Annotated in this window: 10 protein-coding genes; 6 read left to right on the forward strand and 4 right to left on the reverse strand. The window is 57.5% G+C overall.

Going from position 1 to position 13,424, the window contains the following annotated elements; translation table 11 throughout:
* The first annotated feature begins 50 nt into the window (after positions 1-50).
* The 4 genes from CKW31_RS07585 (at position 51) to cobM (ending at position 2,318) form a co-directional block, all read left to right on the forward strand.
* Positions 51-236: a CbtB-domain containing protein gene (locus tag CKW31_RS07585; protein ID WP_095093753.1), complete on the forward strand. Its 186-nt coding sequence runs from the start codon at positions 51-53 to the stop codon at positions 234-236.
* Positions 237-247: 11 nt separating this feature from the next.
* Entirely contained in the window at positions 248-955 is a 708-nt protein-coding gene (locus CKW31_RS07590) for a CbtA family protein (protein ID WP_095093754.1), read from the forward strand.
* A 162-nt stretch (positions 956-1,117) separates the two neighbouring features.
* On the forward strand, positions 1,118-1,534 hold the full coding sequence (locus tag CKW31_RS07595) for a cobalamin biosynthesis protein (protein WP_095094004.1): 417 nt from the start codon (positions 1,118-1,120) through the stop codon (positions 1,532-1,534).
* Between the two features lie 37 nt (positions 1,535-1,571).
* Positions 1,572-2,318, forward strand: coding sequence for a precorrin-4 C(11)-methyltransferase (gene cobM / locus CKW31_RS07600; RefSeq protein WP_095093755.1), 747 nt, complete (start codon positions 1,572-1,574; stop codon positions 2,316-2,318).
* Between the two features lie 270 nt (positions 2,319-2,588).
* On the opposite strand, the gene nfuA is transcribed toward cobM, so the two are convergent.
* The 3 genes from nfuA to CKW31_RS07615 form a co-directional block, all read right to left on the reverse strand.
* Positions 2,589-3,182 carry a Fe-S biogenesis protein NfuA gene (gene nfuA, locus CKW31_RS07605; protein ID WP_027902653.1) on the reverse strand — a complete coding sequence of 198 codons (594 nt, stop codon included), beginning with the start codon at positions 3,180-3,182 and terminating at the stop codon, positions 2,589-2,591.
* 70 nt (positions 3,183-3,252) lie between these two features.
* Positions 3,253-4,278, reverse strand: a complete 1,026-nt coding sequence (locus CKW31_RS07610) for an acyltransferase (RefSeq protein ID WP_095093756.1) — start codon at positions 4,276-4,278, stop codon at positions 3,253-3,255.
* A gap of 358 nt (positions 4,279-4,636) precedes the next feature.
* Positions 4,637-6,940 carry a fatty acid cis/trans isomerase gene (locus CKW31_RS07615; protein ID WP_095093757.1) on the reverse strand — a complete coding sequence of 768 codons (2,304 nt, stop codon included), beginning with the start codon at positions 6,938-6,940 and terminating at the stop codon, positions 4,637-4,639.
* A gap of 165 nt (positions 6,941-7,105) precedes the next feature.
* Between CKW31_RS07615 and metH the strand changes: the two genes are divergently transcribed.
* Complete coding sequence (metH, locus tag CKW31_RS07620) at positions 7,106-10,813, forward strand: methionine synthase (protein WP_095093758.1); 3,708 nt, start codon at positions 7,106-7,108, stop codon at positions 10,811-10,813.
* Between the two features lie 158 nt (positions 10,814-10,971).
* Here metH and CKW31_RS07625 read toward each other — a convergent pair whose 3' ends face one another.
* Positions 10,972-12,195 (reverse strand): acyl-CoA dehydrogenase, encoded by a 1,224-nt coding sequence (locus tag CKW31_RS07625; RefSeq protein ID WP_095093759.1) that lies wholly within the window; start codon positions 12,193-12,195, stop codon positions 10,972-10,974.
* Positions 12,196-12,365: 170 nt separating this feature from the next.
* Between CKW31_RS07625 and CKW31_RS07630 the strand changes: the two genes are divergently transcribed.
* Complete coding sequence (locus tag CKW31_RS07630) at positions 12,366-13,295, forward strand: LysR family transcriptional regulator (protein WP_095093760.1); 930 nt, start codon at positions 12,366-12,368, stop codon at positions 13,293-13,295.
* The last annotated feature ends 129 nt before the right edge of the window (positions 13,296-13,424 follow it).

A 13,424-nucleotide genomic window follows, 5' to 3' on the forward strand; every position in this document is an offset into this window, starting at 1 on the left:
AGCGGACAGTGCTGCGCATGCCTGCTTGCCGACATCAAGAGGGAAGCGCCATGTCGATCATTACAACCAGCCACTCCGCCAGTACCGCAACCACCCAGACCCAACGCCTGACCGCCGCCATCGGCGCAGCGATTCTCGGCGCCTGTCTGGTGTACTTCGCCGGTTTCTCGCACATCGAAGCGGTCCACAACGCCGCCCATGACACTCGCCACAGCGCCGCCTTTCCTTGCCATTGAGACCTGACGCCATGTTCAAGCGAATCGCTCAAACGGCCGGGTTCACCGGCCTGCTCGCCGCCCTGCTGTTGACCCTGCTGCAAAGCTTCTGGATCACGCCGTTGATCCTGCAAGCCGAAACCTACGAAAACGCGCCTGCCGAGCAGGTCCATGAACACGCTCACGGCGAGACTGCACAGGCGGGCCATGTGCATGACGTCGAAGCCTGGTCGCCGCAAGACGGCTGGCAGCGCATTGTGTCCACCACCGGCGGTAATCTGGTGGTGGCAGTGGGTTTCGCGCTGATGCTGGCGGCGCTGTACACCTTGCGAGCGCCGGGCAGAACCTCCCAAGGCCTGTTCTGGGGGCTGGCCGGTTTTGCCGTGTTTACCCTGGCGCCAACCCTGGGCCTGCCGCCCGAACTACCGGGCACCGCTGCTGCGGACCTCAATCAGCGACAGATCTGGTGGATCGGCACCGCAGCCTCGACGGCTGTCGCTCTCGCGCTGATCGTCTTTGCCCGGAACTGGCTATTGAAAGCCTTGGGCGTGGCGATTCTGGTAGTGCCTCATGTGATTGGCGCACCGCAGCCTGAAATCCACGAAAGCCTGGCACCTGAAGCGCTGGAGTCGCAATTCGTGATCGCTTCACTGCTGACCAACGCGGTGTTCTGGATCGCCATGGGCCTGATCAGCACGTGGCTGTTCCGTCGTAACAACCCTGATCTCGACCCAGCCTGATCTTGAGCAAATTTGACATAAGCTGTCTCGCAGCAAACATTGGACCTGTAGGAGTTCACGAGCACCGCGAGGCAGCGATGGCGTCCTGCCTGATACACCCTCATCGCTGCCTCGCAATGCTCATGAGCTCCTACAGAAAAGCATTTAAATTCAGTGAGTTATATTTTGTTTGATAACAAGCAGCCGATACTGGTGGCAGGCTTGGGTTGCCAACGCGGTTGCTCCGCAGCGGCGCTGCTGGAGCTTATTGAGCACAGCCTTGAAGCGCATGATCTGCGCTTGCAAGACATCAGCGCCCTCGCCTCCATCGATCTGAAAAGCCAGGAGCCCGGGCTGCTGGAACTGGCGATTCAGCGTGATTTGCCGTTGAGTTTCTTCAACGCGGAACAGCTGGCTACTTACGAGTCGCAGCTCAGCCATCGCTCACAGATCGCCTTCGAGCACACGGGGTGTTTCGGCATCGCAGAAAGCTCAGCTCTGGCGCTGGCGAGCCAATCCGGTTCGGCCGAGCTGCTGATACCCCGCCAAAAATCCTCGCAAGCCACTTTTGCTTTGGCCATTGCCCGGCCAATTCGCTGATAATCGCCATTTTTGCCCCTTCACATCTGGAGTCTTCATGACGGTTTTTTTCATCGGCGCAGGCCCCGGCGATCCCGAGCTGATTACGGTCAAGGGGCAACGATTGATCCGCAGTTGCCCGGTGATCATCTATGCGGGCTCGCTGGTGCCTGCTGCCGTTCTGGAAGGTCATCAGGCGGTTCAAGTGAGCAACAGTGCTGAATTGCACCTGGAGCAGATCATCGCCTTGATGAAATCTGCTCATGAACAGGGACAGGACGTCGCGCGGGTGCACTCCGGAGACCCTGGCCTGTATGGCGCTATTGGCGAGCAGATTCGCCACCTGCGTGAGTTGGGCATTCCGTTCGAGATTATTCCCGGCGTTACGGCTACCGCAGCCTGCGCTGCACTGCTGGAGACCGAGCTGACGCTGCCGGATATTTCCCAAACGGTAATCCTGACCCGCTACGCGGACAAGACGTCTATGCCCGAAGGCGAAGCCCTGGCCGACCTGGCCCGTCACAAGGCAACCATGGCGATCCATCTGGGGGTCAACAACCTGCCGAAGATCGTCGCTGAACTGACACCCCATTACGGCGCAGATTGCCCGATTGCGGTGGTTCATCGCGCCAGTTGGCCGGATCAGGATTGGGCGGTTGGCACGCTGGCGGATATTGAAGCCAAAGTGGAAGACAAGGGTTTCCGCCGCACGGCGCTGATTCTGGTGGGCCGAGTGCTGTCCAGCGATACATTCAGCGAGTCATCGCTGTACCGTGCCGGGCATGCTCATTTGTTCAGGAAGTGAGATGACGCAGTAAGCGCGATTTCCCGTGAGAGCTGCTGTGGGACCGGCTTTAGCCGGGAAGAGGTCAGTACATTCAAGTACATCTTATCGTCAGAAATACCGCCTTCCCGGCTAAAGCCGGTCCCACATCATCAATCAGCTTGCGGGCAAACATAGAATCTCCCACAGGGGATAAGCATTCCCCCCATAGTCGCGTGATGCTCAAGTCTTCTGATCAGGCACAAAAAACCCCGAACACGTCGGGGCTTTTGATACTGCGCAGCAAACAGCTTAGTAGTAAGCGTTTTCTTTCTGCGTGTGGTCAGTCACGTCACGTACGCCGTGCAGCTCTGGAATGCGCTCAAGCAAAGTGCGTTCGATGCCTTCCTTCAGCGTTACATCGGCCTGACCGCAACCCTGGCAACCGCCGCCGAATTGCAGAACAGCGATGTGCTGCTCCTGCTCTTCAACCACGTCGATCAACGTAACCTGACCGCCGTGGCTGGCCAAACCGGGGTTGATCTCGGTTTGCAGGTAATAGTTGATGCGCTCGTTGATCGGGCTGTCGGCATTGACCATCGGTACTTTTGCGTTAGGAGCCTTGATCGTCAACTGGCCGCCCATGCGGTCTGTGGCGTAATCCACAACGGCATCGTCCAGAAAGTTTTCGCTGAAACCATCGATCCAGGCGGTGAAGCTCTTCAGACCAATGGCCTTGTCTTCCGGTTTTTCTTCGCCGGGCTTGCAGTAGGCAATGCAGGTTTCAGCGTACTGGGTGCCAGGCTGGGTAATAAACACGCGGATGCCAATGCCCGGGGTGTTCTGCTTTTCCAGCAGATCGGCCAGGTAATCGTGGGCAGCATCGGTAATTGTAATAGCGGTCATGAAAATTCCTCGCAGACGTGCGGGCAGTTTACGCCAATCCCCAGCTTCGCACAAAGTCCTAGTATTTTTGTCAGGAAAGCGCTTGAGAGGTGTTTCTGGCCCGGCGGTCGTCCAGCCAGCCCTTCATGCGACGGTACAAGCCCTTCTCCAGCCACTCGTAACTGATCCATGCACCCAGGGCGATCACAGGCACACAAATGGCAAATACCAGATAAGGGTTGAGGTCGTAATGCTGCGAAGCAAGCCAGCCACCGTACAGCACCAATACGTGGAGCAGATAAACCGAATAGGAGCAATCGCCCAGCACTTTAAGCAGTCTGTTGCCGCGGAATACCGGCTCCATGGCGATGCACGACAGCACAATCAATGCACTTGGCAGGCCCCAATTGAGCAATCGCTGCTGATCTGCGCCCAAGTGATAAATGACCACTAACCCTGTGGCGATACCCAGCAACGGTAGCCATAACCCTTCCTTGATCCAGCCCCGGCGATAGATGATGCCGATGCCAATGCCAAGCAAGAACTCATAAATGATGTCGTTGCCATAAAAACGGCTGATCAACCCGGAACGCGCCAAGACCTCACACACCGCAAACAGCGCTGCAGCCACGATCAATGGCCGATGGCGCTGCTTGAACAGGAAGACTGTGGAGAACAATAGATAGAAGAACATCTCGTAGTTAAGCGTCCAGCCCACGTTCAGCGTGGGGTACAGCCCATAACCACCGGGATTTTCCGCGGGGATGAAAAACAGCGACAGCATGAACGTCTGCCAGTTGATCACCTGATGCGGCAGCAACGGTGCGGCAAACACCAGTAACAGGCCCATGGCTGCGGTGTAGAACCAGTATGCGGGGACAATCCGGATGATGCGGTTGAGCATGAAGCGCCTTGCTGGCATTTCACTGTTCTGAGTAGAGAGGAAGATTACCAGGCCACTGATGACGAAAAAGATATCAACCCCTACCGCACCCTTCGTCACGAAGAAGTCGCCAATCGGGCCGCTGGCGTGGAAATTGAAGAAAATCTGCATAAAGTGATGACATACAACGACCCACGCGGCGAGTGCCCGCAGGGCTTGAACAGAAATCAACATCACAAACCTCATTGCCTCTTTGAACAACAATCCAGGGCTGCAGATACATCAGCATGCACAAGGACACTCACGGGGTCGGACCGTGATAGTTCCTAAAAGGTCATGAAAAAATGAGATTTCCGGTCAGCGGTAGATGGCTGCGGGCCATGTGGAGCATGGTGTGCAGCATTCACTGATGACGTAGGACCGGCTTTAGCCGGGAAGAGGCTCGTACATGCAGTACAGCTCTATCGTTAGAAATACCGCCTTCCCGGCTAAAGCCGGTCCCACGTCGGCTTCCGGGCAAACATAGAATCTTCCACAGGAGAAATGCAATCTCATGCGGGAGCGGCTTGCCCGCGACAAGGGCGACACAAATCTACAGATTCTCGTACCGATTCATGTCCATCACCCCCGCCTCAACAGGTTCCGTCTCCTGAATATAGCGAGTCAGGTCATGGAAATACGTCCAGAACTGCGGGTTGCTGCGCCGCACGCCCCAACGCTCCACAATCTTCTCGAACTCGCTCTTATGCCTCGCCTGCTGCATACGCTCAACAAACTCAGGCACCTCGTTGGCAGGTACGTTGAACATGAAATTCGGATAACTCGCCAGCACGCCCGGATAAATCGTCAACGAGTCCAGCCCGGGCTCATAGCGATGCGATTCACCCAATAAAAACGCCACGTTCGTATGCGCCCGGTTACGCAGCATGCTGTACATCATCCGTTTGCCGTTGCTGTCCTCAATTCGCAACATCGTCGCTTCAGGCAGATAATCGATCACTTTCAAGCCCGCCGCAGGTCGGGACGTCAAATGGCTCAAGGACTGCTCGACCTGAGCGAAACTGTCACTGATACCGGCCCGGGAACAATAAGCCCCCGAGCAACGATTGATCGGATCCGGCGCAGCATTCAACGTGCCGGACCGCTCTATCAGCTTCAGGGCGAAATCGCGCTTCGGATCTTTTTCATCCAGCGGTATGCCACTCGGCGTGTCATCGTCGATGTCTTGATAATCCAGCCACATTTTCAGCTTGCCGCCGTTGCGGTACCAATCGCTCAACAGGTCATCGCGTTTGTCGGCGGGCATCAGCCGCAAAAAGTTAACCTCGGCGCCGTTACGGATCAGGTCGAAATACAGCCGCGTCTGCACCTGATGGGACACGTTGCCGTAAACGTCGAAATTCACCGCCAGTTGATAATACGTGCGCTCCAGCAGCGGGTAGTCGAACAGCCAGAAAGTCTGTGGCACTTCACCAATCAGCCCTTTATTGACCGAAGCACTGTCGAAGTGACGGAAGACTGTCAGCAGCGAGTTATCGTTACCCGCCCACAACGTGGCCCAGCCCGGCGCTGGCATGTGCGCGTAGCTGTCGCGGCGCAGATCTTCGTATTCGTTGCGTTTGTCCCGATAGGCGTGCCACAGACCCAGCACACTGCCGACATCATCGTTCTGCCCCGGCATCGCCAGCAGAGGCGTCGCCAACCCCCGATAGCGGGCATCGACGATATAGCGATCATGGGCCGGATCCTGAAACGTCACCCAGAACTGGTCGCGAATCACGTCCGTTGCGATCTGCCCCCGACACACAGGCCCGCGAATAAAAGTACGGACAAAGTACTCGGCGTTATCCAGCATGAACTGATAGCGCGCGGCGGCAGGAATCGCTTCAAAGGTTTCAAACGGATTGGCACGACGGCCGGGGCCATAGCCCGGCAGCGAATCCACACGCCAGTCGTTGCCATAGAACAGCTGTTTGACCCGCGCCATCTTCTGCGGGCCCAGCGCATAGGTAATGTGCGTCTTGTGGACGATCACACCTTTGACTTGCTCAAGACGGTAATAGAAGTCACTGCCCGGATCATCGTCCGGCCTGCGGGTGGCAATCACATCGATGGGCTGACCACTTGGCGTCCGAGAACGAACCCATTGAAAGAAATGCCCCGGCTCACCGCCTGCAAAATAGATGTGCGCGAGGAACAGGTGCTCGTACAGCCACCGGCCCACCAGCGCCTGAGTGGAGCCGGGTTGATTGAGCAAGGCTTCCCACTCGGCAATCTGCGCCATTTCACTGATTGAGGGGCTTTGCGCCTGGTCATCCACCGGAGCGCCCGCTGCGAACCAGCGTTGCAGGGTCTCGTACTCAGCGTCGGTCAACCCGGCGACGGCCAGCGGCATACCTTCCTTGGGGTGCGCCCGGGCGTAAACATTGAACTCCCCCGGCTGAGCGCAGAGATTTTCACGATTCAGGCCCAGTACGATTTCAGGCGGGACTTTCGCGTTCGGTTCAAGTGGCGCGTTGCGCCCTAGATCAAGCATTCTGCTCATCAGCGCAGCCTGGCTGCCCTGAGCGTCAAGCACCGAGTAGAAACCCTTGCTCTCCCAGGCTTTCGGCCCTTTGGCATCAATGAACAGGCGGGTGGGAGCCTGGGCAACGCTGCGATCGCCCTCATAAACCGGAATCTTGCTGGCACCCCGAGCGACCCCCTCCCCGGCGCCCAGGTTCAACTGGCATGGCGCATCGTTGCAGGCATGGCATGCAACGCACTTCTCGGTAAGGATCGGCTGGATGTCCCGAACATAGGAAATGTTCGGCTGCATAGGCTTGTCGCCCGCCTGGACCTGAAATATGCCGCACATCAACAACACTGTGATGCTTACAGCCAAGCGATACGGCATATCCGGCGTCCAAAGGGTCTTAAAAGATGAAAAAACGCAGCAATTCTACCGAGGATATCGCAGGCCAACATGAGCGATATTCATACCAAAGTCTTATCAACACCAAAACCGTTCGGGTTTGCTATCATTTCGACCTTTCTGTATCGATCTTTTCCAGGTAGCCCTATGTCTGATCGCAGCGCCCGTCTTCATGCTCTCCAGCAAGCTCTTCAGCAGAGGATCCTGATCCTCGACGGCGGCATGGGCACCATGATCCAGAGCTATCGCCTTGAGGAAGAAGACTATCGCGGCAAGCGCTTTGCTGACTGGCCCAGCGACGTCAAGGGCAACAACGACCTGCTGGTGCTCACCCGCCCGGACGTGATCGGCGCTATCGAAAAGGCTTATCTGGACGCCGGTGCCGATATTCTCGAGACCAACACCTTCAACGCCACCCAGGTGTCCCAGGCCGACTACGGCATGGAAGAGATCGTTTACGAGCTGAACGTCGAAGGTGCACGACTGGCGCGTAAAGTCGCCGATGCCAAGACTCTGGAGACTCCGGACAAGCCGCGCTTCGTAGCGGGTGTTCTCGGCCCGACCAGCCGGACCTGTTCGCTGTCCCCGGACGTCAACAATCCTGGCTATCGCAACGTCACCTTCGATGAGCTGGTGGAAAACTACACAGAGGCGACACGCGGCCTGATCGAAGGTGGCGCAGACCTGATCCTGATCGAAACCATTTTCGATACCCTGAACGCCAAGGCCGCGATCTTTGCCGTACAAGGTGTCTTCGAAGAGATCGGCTTCGAATTGCCGATCATGATTTCCGGGACCATCACCGACGCCTCCGGCCGTACCCTGTCCGGGCAGACCACTGAAGCGTTCTGGAACTCGGTAGCCCATGCAAAACCGATCTCGGTGGGCTTGAACTGCGCGCTGGGCGCCAGTGATCTGCGACCTTATCTGCAAGAGCTGTCGAACAAGGCCAGCACCTACGTTTCTGCGCACCCTAACGCGGGCCTGCCCAACGAATTCGGCGAGTACGACGAACTACCGAGCCAGACGGCAAAAATCATTGAGGAATTCGCCCAAAGCGGCTTCCTGAACATCGTCGGCGGTTGCTGCGGTACCACGCCGGGCCACATCAAGGCCATCGCCGAAGCCGTCGCCGGTTATGCGCCGCGACAGATTCCGGACATCCCGAAAGCCTGTCGTCTGTCCGGTCTTGAGCCGTTCACCATTGATCGCAACTCGTTGTTCGTCAACGTCGGCGAGCGGACCAACATCACCGGTTCCGCCCGTTTTGCTCGCCTGATCCGTGAAGATAACTACACCGAAGCCCTGGAAGTCGCCCTGCAGCAGGTCGAAGCCGGCGCTCAGGTGATCGACATCAACATGGACGAAGGCATGCTGGATTCGAAGAAGGCCATGGTGACCTTCCTTAATCTGATCGCCGGTGAACCGGACATCTCCCGGGTGCCGATCATGATCGACTCCTCCAAGTGGGAAGTGATCGAAGCCGGCCTCAAGTGCATCCAGGGCAAAGGCATCGTCAACTCCATCAGCATGAAGGAAGGCGTCGAGCAGTTCATTCACCACGCCAGGCTGTGCAAGCGCTACGGTGCTGCGGTTGTGGTCATGGCGTTCGATGAAGCCGGTCAGGCCGATACCGAAGCGCGCAAGAAAGAAATCTGCAAACGCTCCTACGACATTCTGGTTAATGAAGTCGGCTTTCCGCCGGAAGACATCATCTTCGACCCGAACATCTTCGCCATCGCCACCGGTATCGAAGAGCACAACAACTATGCAGTCGATTTCATCAATGCCTGTGCCTACATCCGCGATGAACTCCCCTATGCACTGACGTCGGGCGGCGTGTCCAACGTGTCGTTCTCTTTCCGGGGCAACAACCCGGTGCGCGAAGCGATTCACTCGGTGTTCTTGCTGCATGCGATCCGCAACGGCTTGAGCATGGGCATCGTCAACGCCGGGCAGCTGGAAATCTACGACCAGATCCCGGCCGAGTTGCGCGACTGTGTCGAAGACGTCGTACTCAACCGCAACGCCGATGGTACCGACGCCCTGCTGGCCATTGCCGACAAGTTCAAGGGCGATGGCAGCGTCAAGGAAGCGGAAACCGAAGAGTGGCGCGGCTGGCCGGTGAACAAGCGTCTGGAACATGCGCTGGTCAAAGGCATCACGACCCACATCGTTGAAGACACCGAAGAGTCCCGTCAGTCCTTTGCTCGCCCGATCGAAGTGATCGAAGGCCCGTTGATGTCCGGCATGAACATCGTCGGTGACTTGTTCGGCTCGGGGAAAATGTTCCTCCCGCAGGTGGTCAAGTCCGCCCGTGTGATGAAGCAGGCAGTAGCTCACTTGATCCCGTTCATCGAGCTGGAGAAAGGCGACAAGCCGGAAGCCAAAGGCAAGATCCTCATGGCTACGGTCAAGGGCGACGTACACGACATCGGCAAGAACATCGTGGGCGTGGTACTGGGCTGTAACGGCTACGACATCGTCGACCTGGGCGTGATGGTCCCCGCTGAGAAGATCCTGCAAGTTGCCAGGGAACAGAAGTGCGACATCATCGGCCTGTCTGGCCTGATTACTCCGTCGCTGGATGAAATGGTCCATGTTGCCCGGGAAATGCAGCGTCAGGACTTCCACCTGCCCCTGATGATCGGCGGTGCGACCACCTCCAAAGCCCACACGGCGGTGAAGATCGAACCCAAGTACAGCAACGATGCCGTGATCTACGTGACGGACGCCTCTCGTGCTGTTGGCGTGGCGACGCAACTGCTGTCCAAGGAGCTGAAACCGGCCTTCATCGAGAAGACCCGCCTCGAATACATCGAAGTGCGTGAGCGCACTTCGGCTCGAAGCGCTCGCACCGAGCGCCTGAGCTATGGCGCTGCCGTCGCCAAGAAGCCGCAATTTGACTGGGCGGCCTACAATCCGGTGAAGCCGACGTTTACCGGTGCCAAGGTGCTGGAAAATATCGATCTGGACGTATTGGCCGAATACATCGACTGGACGCCATTCTTCATCTCTTGGGATCTGGCAGGCAAATACCCACGCATCCTCACTGATGAAGTGGTCGGTGAAGCAGCCACGTCATTGTTCGCCGATGCCCAGCAAATGCTGCGTAAGCTGATCGACGAAAAATTGATCAGCGCCCGCGCGGTATTCGGCTTCTGGCCGGCCAATCAGGTGAATGACGACGATCTGGAAGTCTACGGCGACGACGGCCAGCCCTTGGCGAAACTGCATCACCTGCGCCAACAGATCATCAAGACCGACGGCAAGCCGAACTTCTCGCTGGCCGACTTCGTTGCGCCTAAAGACAGCGGGATCACTGACTACGTGGGCGGCTTCATCACCACCGCGGGTATTGGCGCTGAAGAAGTGTCCAAGGCTTATCAGGATGCAGGCGATGACTACAACGCAATCATGGTCAAAGCCCTTGCCGATCGCCTCGCCGAAGCCTGTGCCGAGTGGCTGCACCAACAAGTGCGTAAAGAGCACTGGGGTTATGCCAAGGACGAGCAACTGGACAACGATGCGCTGATCAAAGAGCAATACGCGGGCATCCGCCCTGCTCCCGGTTATCCCGCCTGCCCGGATCACACCGAAAAAGGCACCTTGTTCGAACTGCTGGACCCGATGCCGGACGGCAAGCCGGGCAAAAGCGGCGTATTCCTCACCGAACACTACGCCATGTTCCCTGCAGCAGCGGTCAGCGGCTGGTACTTCGCCCACCCGCAGGCGCAGTACTTTGCCGTGGGCAAGGTCGACAAGGATCAGGTGGAAAGCTACACCGCGCGCAAAGGTCAGGATCTGAGCGTAACCGAGCGCTGGCTGGCGCCGAATCTGGGGTATGAGGAGTAAGCAGTAATCCTGGGGGATTGAACTGATAATGCGGTCCAAATGTGGGAGCGGTGCTTGCCCGCGATGAGGCTGGACGCGATCTAAAGTGAACCGCGTCCGGCCTTATCGCGGGCAAGCACCGCTCCCACAGTTAGACCGCGCTCTAACTCATAGACAGCTCAGCCCCGCAGCATTTCCTTTGGCACGTACTTGCCAATCTCGAACTTGCCAATCGCCGCCCGGTGTACTTCATCCGGGCCGTCTGCCAGGCGCAGCGTGCGCTGCATGGCGTACATATAGGCCAGCGGAAAGTCGTTGGATACCCCTGCACCGCCATGAATCTGGATTGCCCGGTCAATCACCCTCAACGCCACGTTCGGCGCCACCACCTTGATCTGGGCGATTTCACTTTTCGCGACCTTGTTACCCACCGTGTCCATCATGTAGGCCGCCTTCAATGTGAGCAGGCGTGCCATATCGATCTCCATTCGCGAGTCGGCAATCTTGTCGACGTTGCCGCCCAACCGCGCCAATGGCCGCCCAAAAGCCTCGCGGCTGATCGCTCGTCTGCACATCAATTCCAGGGCGCGTTCAGCCATACCTATCGAGCGCATGCAATGGTGAATGCGCCCCGGTCCTAGCCGCCCCTGGGCAATCTCAAAGCCGCGCGCCTCGCCCAGCAATACATTCTCATAGGGCACCCGAACATTCTCGAAGACGACTTCAGCGTGCCCATGAGGCGCATCGTCGTAACCGAATACGGGTAACGGACGGACAATTTTCACGCCGGGGGTGTCGGTCGGCACCAGGATCATCGAATGCTGTTGATGGCGCGGCCCATCGGGATTGCTCAGGCCCATGAAGATCAGAATCTTGCAGCGCGGATCGCAGGCACCCGACGTCCACCATTTGCGTCCGTTGATGATCCACTCATCACCCTGGCGCTCGGCACGGGCGGCCATATTGGTGGCATCCGACGAGGCCACATCAGGCTCGGTCATGGCGAACGCCGAGCGAATCTCCCCGCGCAGCAAGGGTTCGAGCCACTGTTTTTTCTGAGATTCACTGGCATAGCGCACCAGGACCTCCATGTTGCCGGTATCAGGCGCCGAGCAATTGAAAGGCTCCGGCCCCAACAACGAACGCCCCATGATCTCCGCCAACGGCGCATATTCCAGATTGGTCAGACCCGCCCCCAGTTCAGACTCAGGCAAGAACAGGTTCCACAAGCCCTCGGCTTTGGCTCTGGTCTTGAGCTCCTCCATGATTGCCGTAGGCTGCCAGCGGTCGCCCTCAGCCACTTGCTGCTCGAATATCGGCTCAGCGGGATAGACATGGTCATCCATGAACGCTGTGACGCGCTCGCGCAATTCCTGAACCTTCGGGGAGTAAGCAAAATCCATGGGCAACTACCTTGTGACTGAGGTTGTAAGGGCATGTGACGATGCTAGGCCTACTCCTAACATTTATCTAACCTATTCTCGGCGTGTATAAACATTCATAACCGATATATGATCGGGCCACGCTCCGCCACGGAAGCGACACAACAAGAACAGCACAAGAGGCGCACGGAATGAACCTGAGCAAGGTCGATCTCAACCTTTTCATTGTCTTTGACGCGATCTACACGGAAGCCAACCTGACCCGCGCCGGACAAATCGTCGGCATCACCCAGCCCGCAGTATCCAATGCGCTGGCCCGCCTTCGGGAAACCTTCAACGATCCGCTGTTCGTTCGCACTGCCCAGGGCATGGTGCCCACGCCGATGGCCCAGAACATCATCGGTCCGGTGCGCAACGCGCTGTCGCTGTTGAGAGTCTCTGTGCAGGAAAGCCGGATTTTCACACCGTTACAGGCCGTAAAAAACTACCGGATCAGCATGACTGACCTGACTGAAGCGGTGATCCTGCCCGCCCTGTTTCAGCGTCTGCGTCGCCAGGCACCGCAAGTGACCATCGAGAGCTTTCTGTCGAAACGTCGGGAGATGACCAAGGAGCTGGCTGCCGGACGCCTGGATTTCGCCGTGGATGCGCCGCTCAACACTGACCCGCAGGTGCGCCACGTCAAGTTGATGGCTGACAAATACGTCTGCGCCATGCGCCAGGGCCATCCCTTGGCGGGCAAGGAAACCTTCAAGCTGGATGACTACCTGTCGGCATCGCACATTCACATTTCCAGCCGTCGCAGTGGGCTGGGTTACGTGGACCTGGCGTTGGGGAAAATGGGCATCCAGCGCAAAGTTGCCCTGCGCTCACAACACTACCTGATGGCATCACAGGTGCTGCAACAGACCGATATGGTCATGACCGTGCCGGAACGTTTCGCCAAACGCCATGAACTGCGTTATTTCCCGCTACCCGTGAATGACGTTCCAGCGGTGGAAACTCACCTGTACTGGCATGAAAGCACCGATCAGGATCCCGCGAATCGCTGGATGCGCGAGCAGATTATTGAGCTGTGTCAGCAGGTCACGGCACATGAGAACAAGCTAGAGATGGCTTGAACATCAGAATGTAATCATTTGTTGTTTAAAAATTTTTTAATCATAGAAGCCGATCTCCTGTGGGAGCGGTGCTTGCCCGCGATGCATGAGACGCGGTTGCAAGGCACACCGCGTCATCGTTTATCGCGG

This window comes from Pseudomonas sp. Irchel 3A5, from assembly GCF_900187575.1.
In the GTDB taxonomy this organism is placed as follows: Bacteria; Pseudomonadota; Gammaproteobacteria; order Pseudomonadales; family Pseudomonadaceae; genus Aquipseudomonas; species Aquipseudomonas folii.

What these genes read in the sequence shown, in the direction of transcription:
- CKW31_RS07585 (WP_095093753.1), top strand. Translation starts at nt 51, where the DNA reads ATGTCGATCATTACAACCAGCCACTCCGCCAGTACCGCAACCACCCAG.
- CKW31_RS07590 (WP_095093754.1), top strand. Translation starts at nt 248, where the DNA reads ATGTTCAAGCGAATCGCTCAAACGGCCGGGTTCACCGGCCTGCTCGCC.
- cobM (WP_095093755.1), top strand. Translation starts at nt 1,572, where the DNA reads ATGACGGTTTTTTTCATCGGCGCAGGCCCCGGCGATCCCGAGCTGATT.
- nfuA (WP_027902653.1), bottom strand. Translation starts at nt 3,182, where the DNA reads ATGACCGCTATTACAATTACCGATGCTGCCCACGATTACCTGGCCGAT.
- CKW31_RS07610 (WP_095093756.1), bottom strand. Translation starts at nt 4,278, where the DNA reads ATGTTGATTTCTGTTCAAGCCCTGCGGGCACTCGCCGCGTGGGTCGTT.
- CKW31_RS07615 (WP_095093757.1), bottom strand. Translation starts at nt 6,940, where the DNA reads ATGCCGTATCGCTTGGCTGTAAGCATCACAGTGTTGTTGATGTGCGGC.
- metH (WP_095093758.1), top strand. Translation starts at nt 7,106, where the DNA reads ATGTCTGATCGCAGCGCCCGTCTTCATGCTCTCCAGCAAGCTCTTCAG.
- CKW31_RS07625 (WP_095093759.1), bottom strand. Translation starts at nt 12,195, where the DNA reads ATGGATTTTGCTTACTCCCCGAAGGTTCAGGAATTGCGCGAGCGCGTC.
- CKW31_RS07630 (WP_095093760.1), top strand. Translation starts at nt 12,366, where the DNA reads ATGAACCTGAGCAAGGTCGATCTCAACCTTTTCATTGTCTTTGACGCG.